General features: G+C 70.1%; 17 protein-coding genes. 9 read left to right on the top strand and 8 right to left on the bottom strand.

Annotated elements, in window-relative coordinates; all coding sequences use genetic code 11:
• Positions 1–104: 104 nt before the first annotated feature.
• The 5 genes from AC0IWM_RS12470 (at position 105) to AC0IWM_RS12450 (ending at position 7,752) form a co-directional block, all read left to right on the top strand.
• Entirely contained in the window at positions 105–1,262 is a 1,158-nt protein-coding gene (locus tag AC0IWM_RS12470) for a Gfo/Idh/MocA family protein (RefSeq protein WP_471755381.1), read from the top strand.
• 136 nt (positions 1,263–1,398) lie between these two features.
• Entirely contained in the window at positions 1,399–2,673 is a 1,275-nt protein-coding gene (locus AC0IWM_RS12465) for an MFS transporter (protein WP_471755379.1), read from the top strand.
• A 103-nt stretch (positions 2,674–2,776) separates the two neighbouring features.
• Entirely contained in the window at positions 2,777–3,655 is an 879-nt protein-coding gene (locus AC0IWM_RS12460; protein ID WP_471755377.1) for an SMP-30/gluconolactonase/LRE family protein, read from the top strand.
• Positions 3,656–3,762: 107 nt separating this feature from the next.
• A complete protein-coding gene (locus AC0IWM_RS12455) occupies positions 3,763–5,070 on the top strand; it encodes an MFS transporter (RefSeq protein ID WP_471755375.1) in 1,308 nt (435 codons plus the stop codon).
• A 255-nt stretch (positions 5,071–5,325) separates the two neighbouring features.
• Complete coding sequence (locus tag AC0IWM_RS12450) at positions 5,326–7,752, top strand: MASE4 domain-containing protein (protein WP_471755373.1); 2,427 nt, start codon at positions 5,326–5,328, stop codon at positions 7,750–7,752.
• Positions 7,753–7,768: 16 nt separating this feature from the next.
• On the opposite strand, the gene AC0IWM_RS12445 is transcribed toward AC0IWM_RS12450, so the two are convergent.
• Positions 7,769–8,977: an acyl-CoA dehydrogenase family protein gene (locus AC0IWM_RS12445; protein ID WP_471755371.1), complete on the bottom strand. Its 1,209-nt coding sequence runs from the start codon at positions 8,975–8,977 to the stop codon at positions 7,769–7,771.
• Positions 8,978–9,256: 279 nt separating this feature from the next.
• On the opposite strand from AC0IWM_RS12445, the gene AC0IWM_RS12440 reads away from it, so the two are divergent.
• Genes AC0IWM_RS12440 through AC0IWM_RS12430 form a run of 3 tightly spaced genes read left to right on the top strand, consistent with a single transcriptional unit; the run spans position 9,257 to position 13,825 of the window.
• A complete protein-coding gene (locus AC0IWM_RS12440; RefSeq protein ID WP_471755369.1) occupies positions 9,257–11,596 on the top strand; it encodes an ATP-binding protein in 2,340 nt (779 codons plus the stop codon).
• Positions 11,597–11,600: 4 nt separating this feature from the next.
• A complete protein-coding gene (locus AC0IWM_RS12435) occupies positions 11,601–12,065 on the top strand; it encodes a response regulator (RefSeq protein WP_056473629.1) in 465 nt (154 codons plus the stop codon).
• Complete coding sequence (locus AC0IWM_RS12430; RefSeq protein ID WP_471755367.1) at positions 12,047–13,825, top strand: response regulator; 1,779 nt, start codon at positions 12,047–12,049, stop codon at positions 13,823–13,825. Before AC0IWM_RS12435 ends, AC0IWM_RS12430 begins: the two co-directional genes overlap by 19 nt.
• Positions 13,826–13,846: 21 nt before the next feature.
• Here AC0IWM_RS12430 and AC0IWM_RS12425 read toward each other — a convergent pair whose 3' ends face one another.
• The 6 genes from AC0IWM_RS12425 to AC0IWM_RS12400 all read right to left on the bottom strand — a co-directional run bounded on the left by AC0IWM_RS12425 (position 13,847) and on the right by AC0IWM_RS12400 (position 20,577).
• Positions 13,847–14,746: an NmrA family NAD(P)-binding protein gene (locus AC0IWM_RS12425; protein WP_471755365.1), complete on the bottom strand. Its 900-nt coding sequence runs from the start codon at positions 14,744–14,746 to the stop codon at positions 13,847–13,849.
• A gap of 119 nt (positions 14,747–14,865) precedes the next feature.
• Positions 14,866–15,597 carry an MIP/aquaporin family protein gene (locus AC0IWM_RS12420; protein ID WP_471755363.1) on the bottom strand — a complete coding sequence of 244 codons (732 nt, stop codon included), beginning with the start codon at positions 15,595–15,597 and terminating at the stop codon, positions 14,866–14,868.
• Between the two features lie 56 nt (positions 15,598–15,653).
• A complete protein-coding gene (glpK, locus tag AC0IWM_RS12415) occupies positions 15,654–17,159 on the bottom strand; it encodes a glycerol kinase GlpK (RefSeq protein WP_471755361.1) in 1,506 nt (501 codons plus the stop codon).
• A gap of 82 nt (positions 17,160–17,241) precedes the next feature.
• Positions 17,242–18,774 (bottom strand): glycerol-3-phosphate dehydrogenase, encoded by a 1,533-nt coding sequence (glpD, locus tag AC0IWM_RS12410; RefSeq protein ID WP_471755359.1) that lies wholly within the window; start codon positions 18,772–18,774, stop codon positions 17,242–17,244.
• A 77-nt stretch (positions 18,775–18,851) separates the two neighbouring features.
• Positions 18,852–19,694 carry a DeoR/GlpR family DNA-binding transcription regulator gene (locus AC0IWM_RS12405; protein ID WP_056473617.1) on the bottom strand — a complete coding sequence of 281 codons (843 nt, stop codon included), beginning with the start codon at positions 19,692–19,694 and terminating at the stop codon, positions 18,852–18,854.
• Between the two features lie 190 nt (positions 19,695–19,884).
• Positions 19,885–20,577, bottom strand: a complete 693-nt coding sequence (locus AC0IWM_RS12400) for an alpha/beta fold hydrolase (RefSeq protein WP_471755357.1) — start codon at positions 20,575–20,577, stop codon at positions 19,885–19,887.
• Between the two features lie 161 nt (positions 20,578–20,738).
• Between AC0IWM_RS12400 and AC0IWM_RS12395 the strand changes: the two genes are divergently transcribed.
• On the top strand, positions 20,739–21,959 hold the full coding sequence (locus AC0IWM_RS12395) for an MFS transporter (RefSeq protein ID WP_471755355.1): 1,221 nt from the start codon (positions 20,739–20,741) through the stop codon (positions 21,957–21,959).
• A gap of 202 nt (positions 21,960–22,161) precedes the next feature.
• Here AC0IWM_RS12395 and AC0IWM_RS12390 read toward each other — a convergent pair whose 3' ends face one another.
• A complete protein-coding gene (locus AC0IWM_RS12390) occupies positions 22,162–23,109 on the bottom strand; it encodes a class I SAM-dependent methyltransferase (RefSeq protein ID WP_471755353.1) in 948 nt (315 codons plus the stop codon).
• Positions 23,110–23,438: the final 329 nt, after the last annotated feature.

Raw genomic sequence — 23,438 nt, 5'->3', positions numbered from 1 at the left:
TCGCTGCGGCGCACAGTTGACGGGGCACACTTCCCTTCAGCGGTCTGGTCCCGGCAATCCGTTTCCGGCTCGATCCGCTCGCCCGCCGCACGCTCGGAGACCCCATGAGCCTCGCATCCGCCCTCGGCCTGACCTCCGGCAGGAAGGTCCGCTACGCCTTCGTGGCCCTCGGCGACATCACCCAGGAGGCCATGCTGCCGGGGGTGGCGCAGACCGGCAATTCCGAGGTGGTCGCCTTCGTCACCGGCGATTCCGAGAAGGCGCGCGGCGTCGGCGAGCAGTACGGCGTCGCCCGGTCCTACACCTACGAGCAGTTCGGCGACCTCCTGGCCTCGGGCACGATCGACGCGATCTACCTCGCCACGCCGAACTGGCGCCACGCGGAGTTCGCGATCCCCGCCCTGAAGGCGGGCATTCACGTGCTGATCGAGAAGCCCCTGGAGGTCACCACGGCTCGGTGCCGCGAGATCCTCGACGCCGCGAATGCGTCCGGGGCGAAGCTGATGGTCGCCTACCGGCTGCACTTCGAGCCCGCGACCCTTGCGACCATCGACCTGATCCGCTCAGGGAAACTCGGCGACCTGCTGACCTTCACTTCGATCTTCACCCAGATGGTCTCGCCCGAGAACCATCGCGCGAAGAGCGGCGTCGAGGCCGGACCGGTCTTCGACATGGGTCCCTATCCGGTCAACGCCGCCCGCTACGTCTTCGGCGAAGAGCCGACCGAGGTGGTCTCGGCCATCGGTGTGCGCCACCCGGAGGCGGGCCTCGGCGACTTCGACGACACGGTCGCGGTGACGCTGCGCTTCCCCGGCAACCGCCTCGCGCAGTTCGTTCTCTCCTACGTCGGCAATACCCTCGACACCTATGCGGTTGTGGGCACGAAGGGCAGCGTCGAGGTGAATCCGGGCTACATGTACGGCAAGCCGCTGGAGCACACCGTCACCCTCGGCGAAAGCAAGACGCATGAGAGCTTCAAGAACACCGACCATTTCGGTGGGGAATTGAAGTATTTCTCCGACTGTATCCTGAACGGCCGGGATCCCGAGCCGGACGGCGAGGAGGGCTACGCGGACGTGCGGGTTCTGGAGGGCATCGTCGAGGCCCTGAAGACGGGCGGACCCGTCAAGCTGGCGCCGTTCACGCGGACCAGACGGATCGACACCCAGGCCCAGCGCGAGACCCTGCGGGCACAGGCATCGCCCAAGCTCGTCAACACCTCGAATCCGGGCAAGGGCAAGGACAAGGTGCCGAAGAACTGACCGCGGCCCGACCTCGAACCCGCCTCCCCCGAAGGATCCGACGAGACATGATCGCCTATCCGAGGCCCGAGTGGGGCCTGTCACAGGGCAGCGCCCAGCCCGGTGCCGACGCATTGCCCTTCGCCGGGGCCGGCCGATGAGCCTCGTGGAACTCCCCAGGGTCGACCTCCCCGGGACCGCTCCGCTCGATGCCGGGGGCGCCGCGGAGGGCGCACCGGTCACGCCGGCGCCCGGGCCGAATCCGACCCTCGTCCTCGTCGCGCTGGCCACGGGGGGATTTGCCATCGGCACCACCGAGTTCGCCGCGATGAGCCTGCTGCCGGCCTTCGCGCCCGATCTCGGGATCGATGCCGCCACGGCGGGCCACGTCATCAGCGCCTACGCCCTCGGGGTGGTGGTGGGCGCACCCATCATCGCGGTGCTGGCGGCCCGGATCGCGCGGCGCACCCTCCTCGTCGCCCTGATGGTGCTGTTCGCCCTCGGCAACGGACTCTCGGCGCTGGCGCCGAGCTACCCCTGGATGCTGGCCTTCCGTTTCCTCGCCGGTCTTCCGCACGGGGCCTATTTCGGGGTCGCGGCCCTGGTCGCCGCATCCCTCGTTCCGCGCGAGCGCCGCTCGCAGGCGGTCTCGCGCGTGATCGCGGGCCTGACCGTCGCGACGGTGGTCGGCGTGCCGCTGGCCAACGGCATCGGCCAACTCATCGGCTGGCGCTGGAGCTTCGGTCTCGTCGCCCTCCTCGCCACGGGCACCGCGATCCTGGTGCGGATCCACGCGCCGCTGGGTGAGCCGGCACGGGGTGCCAGCGCCCTGCGGGAGCTCGGCGCCCTTCGGCGCGGCCAGGTCTGGCTGACGCTCGCCACCGGCGCCATCGGCTTCGGCGGCCTGTTCTCGGTCTACACCTATCTCGCCTCGACGATGCTGGAGGTCACGCACGCGTCGCCGGGCGCGATCCCGCCAGTGCTCGCCCTGTTCGGCCTCGGCCTCACCGTCGGCAACCTCGTCTGCGCCTGGGCCGCCGACCGTGCACTGATGCCGGCGGCCGGGGCTACCCTGGTCTGGAGCGCCTGCGCGCTCGCCCTGTATCCGTTCGCCACCGGGAGCCTCTGGACCCTCGGACCGGTCGTCTTCCTGATCGGCTGCGGGGGCGGCCTCGCCACCATCCTGCAGACCCGCCTGATGGATGTCGCCGAGGATGCGCAGACCCTGGCCGCCGCCCTCAACCACTCCGCCTTCAACGTCGCCAATGCCCTCGGGCCGTGGCTCGCCGGCCTCGCCCTCACGGCCGGGTTCGGCCTGCCCGCGACCGGCTGGGTCGGCGTTGCCCTGGCTCTCGGGGGGCTTGCGATCTGGACCGCGTCGGTCCTCGCCGGAGCCCGCGGTGGCGACCGGGCGGCCCCGGCGGGGCCGTGAGCGGGGAAGCGCCGTGTGGCCGACCAGGCGCCGCCGGGGTACCACGGCGGCGAAGCGGCCGACGCCTCGGCGCCCCGGGGCCGCGCATCGCAGAGGAACCGATATGGTTGGCATCACGATCCTGGATGCGCCCCGCTGCCATCTCGGCGAGGGTCCCTGCTACGATCCGCGCACCGACACCGCCTGGTGGGTCGACATCCTGGAGCGGCGCCTGTTCGCGGCGCCCCTCGCCGGGGGAACCGCCCGGTCCTACGCGCTGCCCGTCATGGCGAGCGCGGTGGCGGCCGTCGACGAGCGCCGCCAGCTCCTGGCGGCCGAGGACGGTCTCCATCTCCGCACCCTTGAGGACGGCGGGCTGACCCTCTTCTGCCCGCTGGAGGCGGAGGAGGCCGGCACCCGTTCCAATGACGGCCGGGTCCATCCCTGCGGCGCCCTCTGGATCAGCACCATGGGGCGCGCCGCCGAGCCGGGGCGTGGCACAATCTACCACGTGGCCGGGACGCGCGTGACCCGCCTCTACGGGGGCCTCACGATCCCCAACGCCATCTGCTTCTCGCCCGACGGTGCGACCGCCTACTTCGCCGACACCGACGCGGGCCTGCTCCAGCGCGTCGCCCTCGATCCCCGTACGGGCCTGCCGGCGGGCGAGCCCGCGACGCTCTACGACCATCGCGGCGGCGCGGGGGGCCTCGACGGGGCGGCGGTCGACGCCGAGGGCCGGGTCTGGTGCGCCCGCTGGGGGGCGTCCTGCCTCGACGCCTACAGCCCGGAGGGTGGGCGCCTGCGGACGGTCCCCCTGCCCGTGACGCGTCCGTCCTGCCCGACCTTCGCGGGCCCCGGCCTCGACCACCTCCTCGTCACCAGCGCCTACGAGGGCATGACGCCGGAGGAGCGCGAAGCCGATCCGGAGCACGGGCGCACCCTGCTGGTGCCGGTGGGCGTGCGCGGCCTCCTGGAGCCCGCTTTCCGGCTCTCCGCCTGAGACCAGCGGCCCGACGCCTCGCGGGTACTGGTCCGGCGAGGTGACGCGCGCCGGGTGCTTCGGATAAGGGAACCGACACGCGTCAGGGGCACACGAGGATCGAGCCGATGACCCCGTGGCGGCCGAGCCTGCAGGATACGCGCTGGCGGCTCATCCTCTTTACGCTGCTCTACCTTTACCAGGGCATCGTCGCCGGCTTCGCCCTCACGGCGCTCGCCAACCACTTCGCCGCCGCCGGCGCTTCCGCGACGGAGGTCGGCCGCCACCTCGCGATCGTCGGCCTGCCCTGGGTGCTGCAGCCGCTGCTCTGGGGTCCGCTGATCGATCGCCAGACGCCCTATCGCATGGGGCCGTATCGCCGATGGCTCGTCCTCGCCCTGGCCTGCGCCCAGGTGAGCCTCGCCGGCCTGCTGCTCCTCGGGACCAGCCCGGGCCTGACGGCCGTCAGCGTCGTGCTGCTGCTGCACAGCCTGGCCGCCTCCCTCGCCGACACCGCCACCGACCGGATGATCGCGGGAAGCGTCCCGCCCGGCGAGCTGGGCCGCACCAGCGCCGGGACGCGGGCAGGCTTCGTCATCGGGAGCGCCGCCGGAACCGCGATCTTCGCCTGGATCCTCGACGCCGGCGGCTTCTTCGCGGCGGCCGTCGCCCTCGTCTGCCTGACCACGCCGCCGGCGCTCACGGCTCTGCTCGTGCGCGAGGCGCCCGACGACCGGGTCTTCGCGCTGGAATGGCGCGGTCCGGGGCGCGCCGCGGAGGCGTCGCGGACGGACGAGACGGTGTCCTTCGTGCGCCGGCTCGTCGCCGCCTTCCGGAGCCGGGACGCGGCGATCCTGCTGGCGCTGTGCTTCGCCGTCGACTTCGCCCTCGCGCTGTTCCAGGTGCCCTTCGGGGTCGCGCTGGTGCAGGTCCATGGCTGGGATGCGGGCGCGCTCTCGCGGCTGCAGGCGCTGCTGGCGCTCCTCGCCGGAACCCTCGGCGCGGCGGGCGTCGGCACCGCCGTCGATCGCGTCGGACCGGGGCTGGTCCTCCGCGCGCTCCTCCTCGCCTGCGCGGCGGCGTTCGCGGCCGCGGCCGGGCTGATCGGCGCCGGGCTCGAGGCCGCGACCGGTCCCTTCATCCTCGGCCTGGCCAGCGTCGTACCGGCCCTCCTCTACGTCGCCCTGCTGCCGACCGTGCTCCTGGCGAGCCGCGCGGGACGCGCCTCCGCCACGCAGTTCCAGATCTACATGGCGGCGATGAACCTCGGCGACGTCGCCGGCTCGGCCCTCGCCGGCGGCCTCGCGGCGGCGGTGTCCCCGACCAGCGTCGCCCTCGGCGTCGCGGCGCTGTTCCTGGTTTGCGCCCGCGTCGTGCGTGCGCCGGGCGCCGCCGCACCCGCCGGGTCCGACCGGCCGGGCCGATCGCGGCAGTGACCGGTCCGCCGGTTCGATGCGCCTTCGGCCGGGGTCGTCGGTACGATGGTGTACCGGGCGGAGCGATAATGCCGACGCCACCGCTTTCGCGCGGAGGATCTCCTGTCACGCCGGGGCAACGGAACGCGGCTTTCCGCGGCCGCCATGCCCTCCGGACCGGGGCGCACCGTGTCGCGACAGGAAGGATGATGCTAGACCGGAGGCGGTCCTGTCGGCCGGGCGATCCGCCCACGGCGCGCGGCCAGGAGCCTCATCGTGCCGGATTTCGCTGGCGGTCCAGGCCTTTCCACCTTCGCGGACGCCGGCACCACCGCGCCGCAGAGGCGATTCGCGGTCGCCGTCGCGGCCGCCTTCGGGCTGCTGACGCTCGCGCTCCTGCCCATCGTGGCCGAGCCGGTCGGGGCGATGCCGGGCTTCGTTCCGAGTTATCAGGCCGCGCTGATCACGGTCTATGCCGTCACCACCTACCTGTTCTTCGCGCAATACCGGCGCACGCGCTCGGTTCCGCTCCTGGTCCTGGCCGCCGGCAGCCTCTACACGACCCAGATCGTCGCGATACAGCTCCTCAGCTTTCCCGGAATATTCGGTCCGGGGCGCCTCGTCGGCGCCGGGCCTGACACCACCACCTGGCTCTGGACCCTGTGGCACATCGGGCCGCCGCTCTTCGCCCTGCCCTACGCGATCATGGAAGGCGACCGGCGTCCCCGTCTCGTGCCGCATCCCCGTGTCGGCCGCGTCGGAATCCTGACGGCTCTGGCGGTCACCGTCGCTGTCGCCGCGTTGACCTGGCTCGTCACCGTGTACGTCGCGTACCTGCCGCGCAGCGTGGAGGGCGACGATTACTGGCTGCTGACCACCTCCGGGGTCGGTCCGACCGTGGTGCTCCTCACGGTTGCGGCCCTCGCCACGCTGTGCTGGCGCACGCGCCTGCGCAGCGTGTTGCAGCTCTGGCTCGCGGTCTCGCTGCTCCTCCTGATCTTCGACAATGCCATCACCCTGCCGGGGGCCGCACGCGGCACGGTCGGCTGGTTCGCCGGGCGGCTGGAAGCCCTCGCGGCCGGCATCGTCGTCCTGGCCGTCTACCTGCGTGAGGTCGACGTGCTCTACGGCGCCGCCGAGGCCGCCGCTGTCCAGAGCGAACGCCAGCGCGCGGAGCTGGAGATCGCCCGCGACAACGTCACGGTCGCCCTTGAGGCGGCCGACATGGGCAACTGGACCCTCGACCTGAGGACGGGCGAGTCGGTGCGCACCCCGCGTCACGACCGGATCTTCGGCTACGACAGCCCGCTGCCGCGATGGGGCCTCGCCGAATTCCTCGCCCACGTCGCCGCCGAGGACCGTTGCGCCGCCGAGGCCGCGCTGACGCGGGCGCAGGCGGAGACCACCCTCTGCTTCCAGTGCCGCATCACCCGGGCGGGCGACGGCGCCGAGCGCTGGATCGACGTCCGCGGGCGGCTCCGCCGCGACGCGGACGGCACGCCCGCCACCATGGCGGGCGTGGTGATCGATATCACCGACCGGCGCGAGGCCGAGCAGCGCCTGAGCCAGGCGCAGAAGATGGAGGCGATCGGCCAACTGACCGGCGGCGTCGCCCACGACTTCAACAACCTCCTCACGGTCATCGTCGGCAACCTCGACATGATCGTGCGCCGGCCCGACAACGCCCAGCGGGTCGAGCGGCTGGCGACCTCGGCGATGACGGCGGCCCGTCGCGGAGCCGAGGTCACCGAGAAGCTGCTGTCGTTCTCGCGCCGGCAGGTGCTGCGGCCCGAGACGGTGAATCCCAACCATCTGCTCAAGGACTTCCAGGGACTGCTGCAGCGGGCCGTCGGCGAGACGGTCGGCCTCGTCCTCGACCTCGACGCGGCCCTCGATCCCGTGCGCCTCGACCCCGGTCAGTTCGAGAGCGCCATCCTCAACCTCGCGGTCAATGCCCGCGACGCCATGCCGGGCGGCGGCACCCTGACGATCCGGACCGAGAACCTCGCCGTCACCCCCGAGCGCCGCGCGGCCTGGCCGGACCTGACGCCCGGCGACTACGTCCGGGTCTCCGTGAGCGATACCGGCCTCGGCATGGATGCGGCCACCGCGGCCCGGGCGTTCGAGCCGTTCTTCACCACCAAGGATGTCGGCAAGGGCACCGGCCTCGGTCTGAGCCAGGTCTACGGCTTTGCCCGCCAGGGCGGGGGGCAGGTCCGGGTCGCGAGCGTGCCGGGTCAGGGCACCACGATCACCATCGACCTGCCGCGCTCGTCCCAGCCGGCGGCCGAGGCGCCGCGGGTGGACGCGCTTCTCCCCTTGCGCCGGGCCGCGGAGGGCGAGGTCGTCCTCGTCGTCGAGGACGAGGCGGCGGTGCTGGAGATGGCCGTCGAGAGCCTGTCGGAGCTCGGCTACCGCACCTTGACCGCCACCCACGCGGCCGAGGCGCTCGAACGCCTCAAAGGACCGGAGCGCATCGACATCATGTTCTCCGACGTGGTCATGCCCGGGGGTATGAACGGAGTCGAACTCGCGACCCACGCCCGCGCCCTGCGCACCGGGCTGCGGGTGCTGCTCGCCTCGGGCTATACCGGTTCCGCCCTCGGCGAGCAGGGCGTGCCCGTCGATCTGCCGCTCCTCAGCAAGCCCTACCGGCGCGAGGATCTCGCCGACAAGCTGCGGCTGGTGATGGGCGGGCGCTGACGCCCGTTTCCGTAGGTCAGGGCTTCGGCAACATCCGGTCGCTGATGATCCGGCGCTGGATCTCGCTCGTCCCCTCGAAGATCGTGGTCAGGCGCGCGTCGCGCCAGTAGCGCTCCACCCGCCGCTCGGTGGTGTAGCCGTTGCCGCCATGCAACTGCATCGCCTGGTTCGTCACCCGCACCGCCATCTCGGTGGCGACGAGCTTGACCATGGCCGATTCGCTCTCGGCCGGCTCGCCGGCGTCGAGCAGGTGCGCCACCTGGTTCCAGAAGGCGCGGGCCTGGGCGACGTCGGCCGCCATGTCGGCGAGCGCGAAGCGCAGGGCCTGGAAGTCGCCGATCGGATGGCCGAACTGCTCGCGCTCCTGCAGGTAGGCCTGGCAATCCTCGAGGGCCGCGCGGGCGACCCCGACCGCCCGGGCCGCCGTGTGGACCCGCGCGATGTTGAGTCCGCGCTGGACCGAGGCGAAGCCGCCGGAATCCGCGTCGGCGCCCTGGTCGCCGTAGAGGCCGGTCAGGCGATCGCTCTCCGGCACCCGCACCCCGTCGAGGTCGAGCTCGAAGGTGAGGAAGCCGTGATAGCCGATCTTGTCGATCACCCGGCCGGTCATGCCGGGCGGAAAGGTGCCCGGTTCCTTGACCACGAGGAAGGGTTCGAGCCCGGCCGAGCGCGGCTCGCCGGGTTCGGGATCGCGGGTCCGGGCCAGGACCTCGACGAAGTCGGCGGCCTTGGCGAAGCCCGCCCAGCGCTTGGTCCCGGTCAGCACCCAGGTATCGCCCTCGCGCTCCGCCCGCGTCTGCACGCCTGCGAGGTCGGAGCCGGCGGTCGGCTCCGAGAGGGCGATGCCGCCGATCCATTGCCCCTTCGCTGACCTCTCCAGCAGTGCCTGCCGACGCTCCGGGTCGAGGGTCTGGGTGCCGAGACCCTGGCCCCGCGCCAGGATGCTGCCCACCGAGAGCCAGGCCCGGGCGAGCTCCTCCGAGACGAGGCAATATTCGAACACGCCGAGGCCGAGGCCGCCCTGCTCGGCCGGGATGGTGATGCCGAACCAGCCCTTGGCGGCCATCTGGTCGATGAGGCTCCGGGGCATCTCCGCCTTCTGCGGATCGAGTTCGTCCGCTAGCGGCATCACGATGTCCCGGGCGAACTCCCGCGCCTCGGCCTGGAGCTTCGCCCGCGCCTCCGTGCGCCAGGGGCTCAGCAGCTCCGGCGGAATGGGTTCCATGCGCTCGCGCCCGGCCATGTCGTCCCCCCTTGTCGCCGATCCAGCCTCGGCGGACCGGACCATGCCTGTGCGGCAAGCTAGGGCGAACGCCGGCGATGTCGACCGGAGATTGCGCCGGCGCCCCGCGTGGCGCGGCGCGGGAGTTCTCGCGGTCTGTTGTGGACTGCGCCCCCCGGATCGCGTTGCGCCCTCCGTCCGATCCGCGTAACCAACCCCGCGGTGACGCGCGGAGCGGGGACGGCCAGGGGAGTAGACGTTTTGGAGGCGGACTCGCGGGGGTTGGACACGGGCTCGGCGCCCGCCGAAGTGCTGACCGTCTGCGACCGGGAGCCGATCCATCGCCTCGGAACGCTTCAGCCGCACGGCTTCCTCCTCGCGCTCCGGGACCCGGACGGCCGGATCGTGCAGGCCAGCGCGAACGTGCCGGGCGGCATCGAGGCCTGTCTCGGCCGACGCTGCGACGTGGCGTTTCCGGAACTCGATGGCCTCTTCCCGGCAGACTCGGCCGAGCCCGAGCGCGACGGCGCGCAATACCTGCGCACGGTGTCGCTGAGCACACCGGAGGGTCCCCTCGCCTACGACCTCGCGATCCATCGCTCGGGCGCTCTCACGATCCTGGAATTCGAGGCGGTGGCGAGCGTCTTCGCCTCCAACCATAGCCTCGACGCACTCTATCCGCGCCTGAGCCGCTTCGTGGAGGGCCTGCACGAAGCCGCTTCCGTCGCCGAGCTGTGCCACCTCGTGGCCGTCGACATCCGCCACATCACCGGCTTCGACCGGACCCTGGTCTACCGCTTCGACCGGGACTGGCACGGCACCGTCATCGCCGAGGACGGCAACGGCGCCCTGCCCTCCTACCTCGACCTCCGCTTCCCCGCGACCGACATTCCGGCCCAGGCCCGCGAGCTCTATCGCCGCAACCGCCTGCGGATCATCCCGGATGCCGGGTACCGGCCGGTCCCGATCCTGCGGGAATCGGGCGAGGACGCGGAGCCCCTCGACCTCAGCCAGTCGATCCTGCGCAGCGTCTCGCCGGTCCATGTCGAGTACATGCGCAACATGGGCACGATGGCGTCGATGTCGGTATCGATCCTCGTCGACGGCGCCCTGTGGGGCCTGATCTCCTGCCACAACGCCGAGCCGCGCCGCGTGCCGCTCCAGGCCCGCAACGCCTGCGATTTCCTCACCCGGATCTTCGCACTCCAGCTCGCCGCCAAGGAACGCGGCGCCGAGGCGGAGCAGCGCCTGCGCCTCGGGGCGATCCAGGCCCGGCTCCTCGGCTTCATGGCGGAGGAGGAGAACTTCCTCGACGGCCTGCTGAAGCATTCCGCCGACGTCCTGGCCCTCGCCGGCGCTTCCGGCGCGGCGGTGATCACCTCCGACACCTGCCGGCTCCTCGGCGCGACCCCTCGGGACGTGGAGGTGCGGGGGATCTACCAGTGGCTCTCCTCCGGGCCCGGCGGCGCCGACCTCGTCGCCACCGACGCGCTCAGCGAAGTCTATCCGCCGGCCCGCGCCTTCGCCGAGCAGGCGAGCGGCCTCCTGGCGATCTCGATCTCGCAGAAATATGCCAGCTACGTGCTCTGGTTCCGACCCGAGGTGGTCCGCACGGTGAAGTGGGGGGGCGACCCGACCAAGGCGGCGACCCCCGATCCGGCCGGCGGCCCCGAGCGGCTGCACCCCCGGCAATCCTTCGAGATCTGGAAGGAGACGCTGCAGAACCGCTCCCTGCCGTGGTCGCGCGCCGAGATCGAGTCGGTGAAGGATCTGCGCGCCTCCGTGCTCGGCATCGTGCTGCGGCGGGCCGAGGAGCTCGCCTCCCTGAGCGAGGAGCTCCAACGCTCCAACAAGGAGCTGGAGGCGTTCTCCTACTCGGTGAGCCACGACCTTCGCGCGCCCTTCCGGCATATCGTCGGCTACGCGGAGCTGCTGCGCTCACGCGAAGGCAGCCGCCTCTCCGACAAGGGCCGGCACTACATCAACACGATCGTCGAGGCGGCCTTTTCTGCGGGCACGCTCGTCGACAACCTGCTGCGCTTCTCGCAGATGGGCCGCAATGCCCTGAATCCCGTCGCCGGTGACCTCAACGCCCTGGTGGAGGAGGTCCGCCGCTCGGTGATGCGGGAGGTCCCGCCCGAGCGGACGATCCGCTGGACCGTCGGGTCGCTCGGGCGGGTGAATGCCGACCCGGTGATGCTCCGGCTCGTGATCGAGAACCTGCTGTCGAACGCGGTCAAGTACAGCCGCGACCGCCCGGAAGCGGTGATCGAGGTCGGCCGTCTCGACGGGCGCAGCGCAGGCCAGGCCCCGGACGGCGATGGGGCCGAGCAGGCCGTGTTCTTCGTGCGCGACAACGGGGTCGGCTTCGACATGGCCTATGTCGACAAGCTGTTCGGCGTGTTTCAGCGCCTGCACCGGGTCGAGGAGTTCGAGGGCACCGGCATCGGCCTTGCGAATGTCCGCCGCATCGTCGAGCGCCATGGCGGCCGGACCTGGGCCGAGGGCGCGATCGGGGCCGGGGCGACCTTCTACTTCACGCTGCCGACCCCGACGGCGGTGCCCAACCCGAATGCCGCGACCCGGACCCGGTCGCCGCGAAACCCAAGGGACGCGCGCTGAACCCATGCCGGACCTGAAGCCCATCCTCCTCGTCGAGGACAACCCGAACGACATCGAGCTCACCCTCGCGGCCCTGGAGAAGAGCCAGCTCGCCAATGAGATCGTGATCTGCCGCGACGGCGCCGAGGCCCTGGATTTCCTGCATCGGCGTGGCCTCTTCAAGGACCGCGACGCCCGCGATCCGGCGGTCGTGCTCCTCGACCTCAAGCTGCCCAAGGTGGACGGCCTCGAGGTGCTGGCTCAGGTCAAGGGAAACCTGCGCACCCGGGCGATCCCCGTGGTGATGCTGACCTCGTCGCGGGAGGAGACCGATCTCGTGCGCTCCTACGATCTCGGTGTGAACGCTTTCGTGGTCAAGCCCGTTGGGTTCACGGAATTCTTCGAGGCGATCCAGGATCTCGGCGTGTTCTGGGCGGTGCTCAACGAGCCGCCGCCGCATCGGGGAGGAGGTTGGCCATCGAACACGTGACGCAGCCTGAGCCCGATCAGGGATTGCAGGACGGAATCGGCTCCGCCCTGCTGAAGATCCTCCTCCTCGAAGACAGCGACCTCGACACGGAACTCCTCGGCGCGGTGCTCGACGACCTCGGGCACCGCTATACGATCGACCGGGTGATGACCGCGCCGGACTTCACCGCCGCGGCCGCTTCCTGCGCGCATCACCTCATCCTCGCCGACTACGTGCTGCCGACCTTCGACGGCCTGAGCGCCCTGGCGATCGCCCGTGCCCAATGCCCGGGCATCCCGTTCGTCTTCGTCTCGGGCACCCTCGGAGAGGACGTCGCGGTCGAGGCCCTGAAGCGGGGTGCCACCGACTACGTCACCAAGCAGCGCCTCGATCGCCTGCCCCGGACCATCATGCGTGCGCTGGCCGAGGCGCGCGCCCATGCCGAGCGCGAGCATGCGCTCCAGGACCTGCGTGACCTCAACGCGACCCTCGAGGCGCGGGTCGAGGCGCGAACGAGCGACCTGGCCGCCGCCAATGCGGAACTGCACCGCCAGATCGCCGAGCGCGAGCGCGTCGAGGAGGCCCTGCGCCAGGCCCAGCGCCTCGAGGCCGTGGGCCAGCTCACCAGTGGTGTCGCCCATGATTTCAACAACCTGCTGACGGTGATCTCCGGCAACATCGAGTTCCTGGAGCGCGCCGTCCCGGACGAGCGCTCGAAGCGCCGCCTCCAGATGATGCGCGGGGCCGCCGACCGGGGCGCCCGCCTCACGGCCCAGCTCCTCGCCTTCTCCCGCCGGCAGCGCCTGGAACCGACGCCGGTGGAGCTGAACCAGACCGTCGCCTCCATGCGCGACCTGCTCCAGAGTTCGATCGGCGGCGCGGTGCGCATCGAGATGACGCTGCAGCCCGACCTGTGGTCGGCCCTCGTCGACGCCACCCAGATCGAGCTCGTGATCCTGAATCTCGCGATCAATGCCCGCGATGCGATGGCGGTGGGCGGCTGCCTCACGATCGAGACCGCCAACGTGGCCCTGAGCCAGGCGCCCGCCCGCCCGGAGGAGCCGGCGCCCGGCGAGTACGTGATGCTGGCGGTGAGCGACACCGGCAGCGGCATCGCGCCCGAGGTGCTGACCCGGGTGTTCGAGCCATTCTTCACCACCAAGGCCGTCGACAAGGGCTCCGGCCTCGGGCTGGCCCAGGTCTACGGCTTCGTGAAGCAGTCGGGCGGCGGCGTCCGCATCGACACCAGGGTCGGCGAAGGCACCTCCGTGCGGATCTACCTGCCGCGGGCGGAGCTCGCCTCCCCCTCCCGCGAGGCTCCGCGGCCCGCGATCGACTGCGCCGCCCTCCGGCACGCGGGGGACCGGCCCGTGGTCCTCGTGGTGGACGACGACAGCGCGGTACGCGAGATCACCACGACGATCCTGTCCGAGACCGGCTACCGCATCCGCGAGGCGGGCTCCGGCCTCGCCGCCCTCACCGCCCTGGAGGCAGATGCCTGCGTCGACCTGATCGTCCTGGATTTCGCCATGCCGGGCATGAACGGCGCCGAGGTGGCCTGCGAGATCCGGCGGCGCTGGCCGCACCTGCCGGTGATGTTCGTCACCGGCTACGCCGACACCGCCGCGCTGATGCAAGCGGGCGAGGTCGGCGCCGAGCGCATCGTCCAGAAGCCGTTCCAGGGCGGCGAGCTGGAGCGCAAGGCTGCGGCGATCCTGGCCGGGGCGCCCGCCGAGCGAGGTGGGCTTCGTCTCGTGGTCGGGCAGCGCAATTCCGCCTGATCGCCCGAACGCGATTCGCGCTCAGGTGGCGGAGGCGAGAACCGACCGGGCGTCGCGCCACGGCATGCGCCCGTAGCGGTCGTTGTCGAGGGGGGCGAGTCGACCCCGGCCGCTCGACATGTCGCGCAGGTACTGCATGCCCTGCCAGGCCGGAAACACGGCGTCGCTCGCCGGCGTCACCGCACGTGCGACCCGGATCAGCAGCCCGAGCCGTCCGAGGCCCCCGGCGCGCCACAGGCTGTAGGGCCGTCCGGTCAGGTCCGTCATGATCGCCGCCAGGGCACGCGGCGTCACGGAGTCGCCGGCGATCCGCAGAATGCGCGGCGCCTCGGGATCGAGGGCGGCCGCCGCGGTGTATCGCGCGACGTCGTCCTTGGCGGTGAAGTCGAGGGACTGGTCGGCATCGCCCCAGTAGAGGATGCGCCGCGGCGTCTGCAGGACGATCGGCGCCTGCCCGGTGAGCAGGTCGGCGAAGGCGCCGTTGAGGATCGAGGTGGCGCGGATCGGCGTCCGGTCGACCCGGGCCATGAAGCTTCGCCGCAGGTCTAGGTTTCGGTTGTCGCCCGGGCGCGTGCGCGTGAAGTCGAGGGAGAAATCCGACGGAATGAAGCGCGGGACGCCGGCCGCGACCGCCGCGTCGAGCAGCCGGCCCTGCGCCTCCAGGATGACCGGCTCCAACCCGTTCAGGGCCGAGACCACGCAGGCGGCCCCTTCGCATGCGTGCCCGAGCGCGCCCGGATCTGCGTAGTCGACGGCGACCGGGATCACGCCGGACGGGTGGCTCCGACCCGCTGCGCCGGCACGGACCAGGGCCCGGACCTCAGCGCCCTGCGCGACCAGAGCCGTCGCGATGCGGCCGCCGAGATCGCCTCCGATGCCGGCGAGCGCGATGGTTTGAGCGGAGGGACGAGTCGGATCCATGGGCGGCCGTGGTGCTCCTCGCGCCGGTCCCGGACAGGGAACGCCCGCGATGCCGCGTCGCCCTCAAGGTAGGGCCGGCGCCCGGAAGTCCAGGCCTCGGGCGCGATCGGGCGCGGCCCTCAGAAGCCGATCGCCAGGATCGCGAGTGCGGCGAGCACCGCGCCGATGGCCGGACCCGCGACCGGGATCAGGGCGTATCCCCAGTCCGAATCGCCCTTGCCGGCGATGGGCAGGACCGCGTGGGCGAGGCGGGGTCCGAGGTCGCGGGCCGGATTGATCGCGTAGCCCGTGGTGCCGCCGAGCGATAGCCCGATGCTCCAGACCACCATGCCGACGAGGTAGGGCGCGAGTCCGGTGGGGATGGTGCCGGCCGCTCCCACGGTCCGCGACAGCAGCGCGCTGACGATGAGGATCAACAGGAACGTGCCGACGATCTCGCTCAGCCAGTTCGCGCCGGACTGCCGGATCGCCGGATCGGTGCAGAAGCAGGCTCGCTTCGCCCCCTGGTCCTCGGTGACCGCCCAGTGCGGCAGGTAGTGCAGCCAGACCACGGTCGCCCCCAGGAAGGCGCCGATCATCTGCGCCGGCACGTAGACGACGAGCTTGGCCATGCTGCCGGAGGTGATCGCCGCCGCGATCGTCACCGCAGGGTTGATGTGCGCGTCGGGGCTGCCCGCCGCGGTCGCGACGAAGATCCCGGCCAGCACGGCGAAAGCCCAACCGGCGGTGATCGCGATCCAGCCCGCACCCTCCGCCTTCGATCCGCGCAACAATGTCCCGGCGACGACGCCGTTTCCGAGGATGATCAGCACCATCGTGCCCAGAAGCTCGCCCAGGAACGGCGACGTCATGGTATGTCCTCCGCAGTCTTTTCGCGTTTCTGGATCGATCGATGCCCGCGCGGGCGTCAGTCGTCCTGCATGTCCCAGTCGAAGGAGCGCTTGACCGCCCGGCCCCAGGCCGCGGTGATGCGCTGGCGCTGGGTCGCATCCATGTTCGGCTCCCAGCGGCGGTCGACGCCCCAGTTGCGCACGAGGTCGTCCGTGCTCTTCCAGTAGCCGGTCGCGAGGCCGGCGGCGTAGGCGGCCCCGAGCGCGGTGGTCTCGGTCACCTTCGGGCGCACCACCGGCACGTCCAGGATATCGGCCTGGAACTGCATCAGGGTCACGTTGGCGACCATGCCGCCATCCGAGCGCAGCTCGCGCACGGGGATGCCGGAATCCTTCTCCATCGCCTCCAGCACCTCGTGGGTCTGGAAGGCCGTCGCTTCCAGGCAGGCCCGGGCGATGTGGCCGCGATTGGCGTAGCGGGTGAGGCCGATGATCAGGCCGCGGGCGCCCTCGTTCCAATGGGGCGCGTAGAGGCCCGAGAAGGCGGGCACGAAGTAGACGCCGCCATTGTCCTCCACGGTCGTTGCGAGGCGCTCGACCTCGGCGCTGTCTTGGATCATGTGCAGGTTGTCCCGCAGCCACTGGACCAGGGCGCCCGTGATGGCGATCGAGCCTTCGAGGGCGTAGACCGCCGGCTGTCCGTCGAGCTTGTAGGCCAGCGTCGTCACGAGGCCGCAGGTCGAGGGCACGGGCGCCTCGCCGGTGTTCATCAGCGCGAAGCAGCCGGTGCCGTAGGTGTTCTTCGCTTCGCCGGGCTGGAAGCAGGTCTGTCCGAACAGGGCCGCCTGCTGGTCTCCGAGGATTCCGGCGATCGGCACGCCGGCGAAGGGCACGCGGGTCTCACCGTAGACCTGGGAGGACGAGAAGATCTCCGGCAGCATCGCGCGCGGGATGCCGAACGTGGCGAGCATGCCGTCGTCCCAGGCCAGGGTCTCGAGGGACATGAGCTGCGTGCGGCTCGCATTGGTCACGTCGGTGAGGTGGAGCCCGCCGTCCGGGCCGCCGGTGAGATTCCAGACCAGCCAGGTATCGATGTTGCCGAACAGGACGTCGCCGGCTTCCGCCTTCTCCCGCGCGCCCTCCACATGGTCGAGGAGCCAGCGCAGCTTGAGACCCGAGAAGTAGCTCGCGAGCGGCAGGCCGGTCAGCGCCCGGAAGCGGTCGCGTCCACCGTCCCGCGCGAATTCGGTGACGAGGCGGTCGTTGCGGGTGTCCTGCCAGACGAGGGCATTGTGGAGCGGGGTGCCGGTGCGCCGGTCCCAGATCAGCGTGGTCTCGCGCTGGTTGGTGATGCCGATCGAGAGCAGATCCTTCGGGGTCAGGCCGGCGGCCTCCAGGGCATCCTGCATGACGGCCTGGGTGTTGCGCCAGATCTCCATCGGATCGTGCTCGACATGGCCGGGTCGCGGATAGACCTGCGCGTGCTCCCGCTGCTTGCAGGAGATGATATGCCCTTCGCGATCGAAGACGATGAAGCGGCTGCTGGTGGTGCCCTGGTCGATGGCGCCGACGAACTGGGTCATGGCTGGCTTCCTCCCTTGGAAGGTTCGAAGGTCTCCGGGCCGGTCTTCGCGCCGGCTCCGGCCTGTCTCGGGATCGTTGGATTCAGGCGGCGTCGGCCTTGCGGGTCACGTAGGCGGCGAGGCGCGCGGCGCTCTCCGGACCCGTGCGCAGGCCGAGCTTGGACCGGCGCCACAGGATGTCCTCGGCGGTCCGCACCCATTCGGCCCGAACGAGATAATCGACCTCGGCCGCCGTCAGTCCACCGTCGAAGGCTTCGCCGAGATCCGCGAGGCGGCGGGCACCGCTGACGATGCTCCGCGCCTCGGTGCCGTAGGCCCGAGCGAGCCGTCGCGCGGTCTCTGCGGGGAGGAAGGGGGCTTCCCGGGCGAACTGCGCCAGGAAAGTCTCGAAATCCGCATCCGGCATGGCACCGCCCGGCAGGACCGCATCGCCGGTCCAGGCCCTTTTCAGCCCGGGGAAATGCGGCGCGATCTTCTCGATCGCGTGTTCGGCGAGACGCCGGTAGGTCGTGATCTTGCCGCCGAAGACCGAGAGCGCCGGGGCCTCTCCGCCGGCATCGTCGAGGTCGAGCACGTAGTCGCGCGTGACCGCCGAGGCATTGGCCGCCGCGTCGTCGTAGAGCGGTCGCACGCCCGAGTAGCTCCAGACCACATCCTTCGGCCCGATCGCCTTCGCGAAGGAGCGGTTGATGCAGTCGCACAGGTAGCGCGTCTCCTCCTCGGAGATCGTCACCGGGCCGGGCTCGTTCTCATACGGCACGTCGGTGGTGCCGATCAGGGTGAAATCGTGCTCGTAGGGGATCGCGAAGATGATGCGCTTGTCGGGCTGCTGCAGGATGTAGGCCTGGTCGCCCTCGTAGAGCTTGCGGACGACGATGTGGCTGCCCTTGATCAGGCGCACGGCCGCGCGGCTGTTGACGCCGAGCGTCGTTCCCAGGGTCTCGCTGACCCAGGGACCGGCCGCGTTCACGACCGCCCTCGCCCGAACGGTCTCGGTCCGACCCGTCGCGCCGTCGCGGAGCGTCGCCGTCCAGGTCCCGTCGATGCGGCGTGCCGTGTCCACGCCGGTGCGCGTTCGGATCTCGGCACCGCGCGCCCGCGCGTCCATGGCGTTCAGGACGACGAGGCGGCTGTCCTCGACCCAGCAATCCGAATAGACGAAGCCCTTGCCGAGACGATCCTGCAGCGGGGCACCCATCGGGGATGTTCGCAAACGAACCATTTTCGAGCCCGGCAGCGTGCGCAGGCGCGCCAGGTGGTCGTACAGGAACAGGCCGATCCGAAGCATCCAGGCCGGCCGCAGGCCCTCGTCATGGGGCAGCACGAAGCGCAGCGGCCAGATGATGTGCGGAGCCAGGCGCAGCAGGCGCTCCCGCTCGGCCAAGGCCTCCCGCACGAGCCGGAACTCGTAGTATTCCAGGTAGCGCAGGCCGCCATGAATGAGCTTGGTACTGGAGGACGAGGTGAATTCCGCCAGGTCCCCGCGTTCGCAGAGCAGCACCGACAGGCCGCGCCCGGCCGCGTCGCGGGCGATACCCGTGCCGTTGATGCCGCCGCCGATGACGAGCAGATCGTAGGGGGCGTCCACCGCCCGCAGGGTCGATACTGTCGTCATGATTCGCCTCCCGCTCCGGCCGAGGGCCGGTCAGGCAGAATATTGCCTCATGTTAAAATGTTCGCAAGCGAAAATTTTTAGGTTCGTTTCGGATTGTCCTGATCCGTCACCGCGAGGCTAACGCCGTGGCGTTCCATCAGGGCGACGATCTCGGGCGGCGGCATCCGATCGGTGAAGACCGTGTCGATCTGCTCGAGACGGCCCACCTCGACCATCGGGCGGCGGGTGAATTTGGTGTGGTCGGCCACCAGGAAGGTCCGGCGGGCGTGCTGCAGGATGGTCTGCGTCGCGCGCACCTCCTCGTAATCGTAATCGAGCAGCGCGCCGTCGGCGTCGATCCCGCTGATTCCGATGACCGCGACGTCGACCCGGAACTGGCTGAGGGTGTCGCAGGTGAGCTGGCCCAGCACGGCGCCGTCGCGATTGCGCATGGTGCCGCCCGCAACCACGATGCGGAAGGCGGTCGTCGCCGCCAGGCCGATGGCGACGTTGAGGTTGTTGGTGATGATGCTGAGGTCGTCGTGGTGCACGAGTTCGCGCGCCACCGCCTCCGTGGTCGTGCCGATGTTGAGGAAGACCGAGCAATGCGAGGGAATGCGGCTCGCGGCCAGGCGCCCGATCTGCGTCTTCTCGGGCAGCAGCGTGGCTCGACGGTCGGCATAGTCGATGTTCTCGACGCTGGACGGAAGGCCGCCGCCGCCGCGGTAGCGCTCCAGGCGCCCTTCCGCGCTGAGTTCGTTGAGGTCGCGCCGGATCGTCTGGACGGTCACGCCGAACTGGCTCGCCAGCGCCTCGATCGTCATGAAGCCGCGCTGGCGCACCGCCGCGACGATGGCGAGGCGGCGCGACTCCACCGCGGAGGCTTCGGCACGCTCCGTCGCCTTTCGCTCGAAGCCGCCTCGTTCGGGCAGACGCGTCATGCCAGATCCTGCCGGAATCCTGCGCGATCGGCACTTCGGCGGGGGCGCCGCGCCGTCCAGACCCTATTCGAGCGTACAGCGTTGTTTTCGGAAACGAAATACGGAGACCTCGGACACCGAGATCCATCCCCACCCGTCGCGAACCGGTCCGAACCCGGCATGTGGACCGGGCGGCGCAGCACCGGACCGCTCACGGTTCGCGGAGCCACACTCTCAGGGCTTCGGAGACTGCCCCTGGCTGTTCGATCGGGCTCATGTGTCCGGCGCCCGGCACGATCAGGAGGCGGGCGCCCGGAGCGAGCACGGCCATCTCCCGGTGCATCGCGGGCGGCGTCACGGCATCGCTGGCGCCGCACAGGACGAGGAGCGGGCAGGTCAGGCTGCGGAGGGTCTCGCTTCCGTCGCGCCGCACGATGGCGTTCTGGCGGAGGAAGACCTCCATGCCGAGCCGCTCGGTCATCCCCCGGATGCGGGCGACGATCGCCGCATCGGCCAGATGCGCCGGGTCGAGATAGGTCGCCAGCAGCCGGTCGCCGAAGCCGTGAAAGCGGCCGGGAATGCGGACGGCCTTGTCGAGGGCGCGGCGCGTGGCGGCCAAGTCCTGCCCGTCGGGTCGGATCGAGGTATCGAGCAGGGCAAGCCGCGTGACCCGCTCCGGCGCGCGCCGGACGATTTCCTGCGCCACGTATCCGCCCAGCGAGAAGCCGGCCAGGGCAAAGCTCTCCGGCGCCTCGGCGAGAACCGACTCCGCCAGCGCGTCGAGCGTCTCCCCGCGGGTCAGGTCGGCGACGCTGCAGGCCGCGATGTCGGCCAGGGCCGCGACCTGATCGCGAAACAGGTCCGCGTCGTTGAGGAGGCCGGGCAGGAGCACGAGCGGAATCATGGGAGCCTCGCAATCACGCCTGCCCGTCACCGGCCGGGCTCAAGGTCCACCGGGCAGCACCGCCGCGCATCGCGATGCCTTGAGCGGGGCGGCCATCCAGGCTCATAGAACGGGACACCGTCCGAAACCACCGAGGTCAGACCCATGATCGGCGACAGCGCGTGACGCCATCGACCGTGCCGCCTTCCACCGAACACCGTGCTCCGACGCTCGCCGGCAACGCCGCCCTCGGCTTCACCCAGATCATCCTGTGGGGCGGCTCGTTCTTCCTGATGGCGGTGCTGGCCGATCCGATCGTCCAGTCGACCGGCTGGCCGCAGGGAGTCGTGGTGGGGGCCCTGTCGCTGGCGATCCTCGTCTCGGGCCTGTGCTCGCCCTGGGTCGGGCGCAGGATCCGGAGCCATGGCGGCCGGTCCGTTCTCATCGCCGGCTCCCTGATCATCGCGCTCGGCCAGGTGGTGATGGCGCTGGCGCCGAACCTGCCGGTCTTCCTGCTCGCCTGGGTGATCATCGGCCTGGGCATGGGCGGCGCCCTCTACGATCCGCTCTTCGCCGCCATCGGGCAGGCCTACGGCGCCTCGGCGCGGGGCGCGATGACCCAGATCGCGATCGCCTCCGGCTTCGCCATCACCCTGTGCTGGCCGGCGTCGAGCGGCCTCGTGGGACTGGTCGGCTGGCGCGGCACCTGTCTCGTCTACGCGGCCCTGGCCGTCCTCGTCGTGGTCCCGCTCTTCGCATTCGCCCTCCCGGCCGGGGCCCGGTCCCTGCCGGTGCCGCCCGCGCCGTCCGGGGCCGCCCCCTTGAACGTCCCGACCGGACGAGGTCCGCTTCCCGGCGAACGCATCCTCGCCGTCACCTTCACGAGCGCAGCCGTGCTCATGACCGCCGTCTCCGTGCAATTGCTGCTGCTGCTCCAGGCCAAGGGCGTCGCGGCGAGCGCGGCCGTGGCCCTCAGCGCCCTGATCGGCCCGTCGCAGGTCGGCGCCCGCATCATCGAACTCCTGTTCGGCCGGCGGGCGCACCCCGCCTGGGCGCTGCTCGTCTCGAGCGGAAGCGTCGGCCTGGGTCTGCTGCTGCTCGCCACCGCCCCCGGCTTTGCCTGGCTGGCGATCGTGCTCTACGGCGCCGGCAACGGGATGCGCACGGTGGTGCGCGGAACCCTGCCCCTCGCGCTCTACGGCCAGCACGATTACGCGGCCGTGATGGGTCGCCTCGCCCGGATGCCCCTGCTCGGACAGGCGGCGACTCCACTGGTCTGCGGCTATGTCGGCGCCTGGTTCGGACTCGATTCGCTGCTCGAACTGATGCTGGCCATCGCGGCGCTCAACATCGCTCTCTCGATCACCGTCGCCCGCCAGGCGCTGCGGATCTCCGCCGCCTGACCGCCCGGCCAGGCGCGGTGGCATGGCGACCCCGGTCGGGGCGCCAAGGTGCAAATGCAGGAAGCCTCCACGCTGGGAACGGGCCGCGAGCCGTTCACCGGAAGCGCTCTATTTCTGAAATCCGTTCGACGATATCAGCTCGAAGATGGCAGCTAGACAGGAAACTGCTTTGCCACAGCTTCGGATCTTGCTGGGAAGGGCCTCAAGCGACGTGGACGGCCGCGTGGGCGCTTGCCTCTGACGTCTTCCGTGCGCTGACGACGAAGGTCGTGACCATCAGGTCCTCGTCCGTCATCGCCTCGAAGCGGGGATTGAGCCGGCCGCGGATTTTGCCGATGATATCGAGGGTGTGCTGCGAGAAATCCGTCCCGAAGTCCAGGCGCTCCTTGTGCGGATCGATCTGTGCGTCACGCCCTACGACGCTGGCGGTGAGAATCCGATAGTCGTACGTGAGCGCCGACAGTTTGCTCCGATAAAACGAGAGCCAGATCCTGTTGGGCAATCCGGTGTTCGATGACATCATGCCGTAGATGAAGTCGTTGATCGTCAGGAAGGTAAGGGCGTGATGTCCCTTTCGGCTGAACATCCCGTGATCGCGCAGGTCGACTCCATGAACCATGAAGCCGCCAGGCTTCAGCAGTCGGTCCATCGCATCGAAGGCTGCATGTCCGTCATAGATATGTTCTAGGACAGCCATCGACACGATGAGATCGAACCGCGTTCCAGCTATGATCGTCGCTCCGTCCTCGATGCCGGTGTCGCTGATGTAAGTAATCCGGTCCGAGTTGAGCACCACTTCTTCGTCGAGGCGGATAGCGGCGTCGAACCGCGTCTTCTGGACGCCGTCAAGGCGGGTGCGCATCTCTTGATAGACGGCTCGCGCGGCCTCGTTCGACTGAATGCCCTTGAATCGATCGAGGCAAACCACACGATTTGCGCCATGAGCGATGAAGTTGAGTGCCATCGCGAAACTATCGCCAGGCCCAATTTCGAGAATGTCGGCTCCCTGAATAGTCTCCGGTTTTATATCGCTGTTGCGGAGATAGGACTCGAATGCCCGCTGGATGTTGGACAGATATTCGCTCGGACTGAGATCGAATGCTTGATTTGGTCTCAACTCCGGAGCGTGGTCGCCGCGCCCGTAACGCATCCCAACCCGCCAGTTTGTAAAAATATGCTTCGCAATCAATATAGGAACAGATTTTTCGGCAAATCTTTTATGAGATTTTATCATCGATCAGCCTCTCAAAGATTTTGGTTTTATAAAATTTGTTAAATTTCAACCACAGCTATGAGTTTGGATCGGTCTATATGAGACGTTACTACAAGGTGGCGATCGAGGATAGCTCGGAAGAGTAGTTCTGGGATCAGCGAAGCGCGGCACATGATCGGCGACACTGTCGCAGGCGTAATCTGTCGGGTTCGGCACCCAGCGCGAGACGCGGCGATCCGCAAGCTGAGCCTGATGCTCAAGAAATC

Source organism: Methylobacterium sp. AC433 (assembly GCF_979253015.1).
This window is presented reverse-complemented; position numbering and strand designations above follow the sequence as displayed.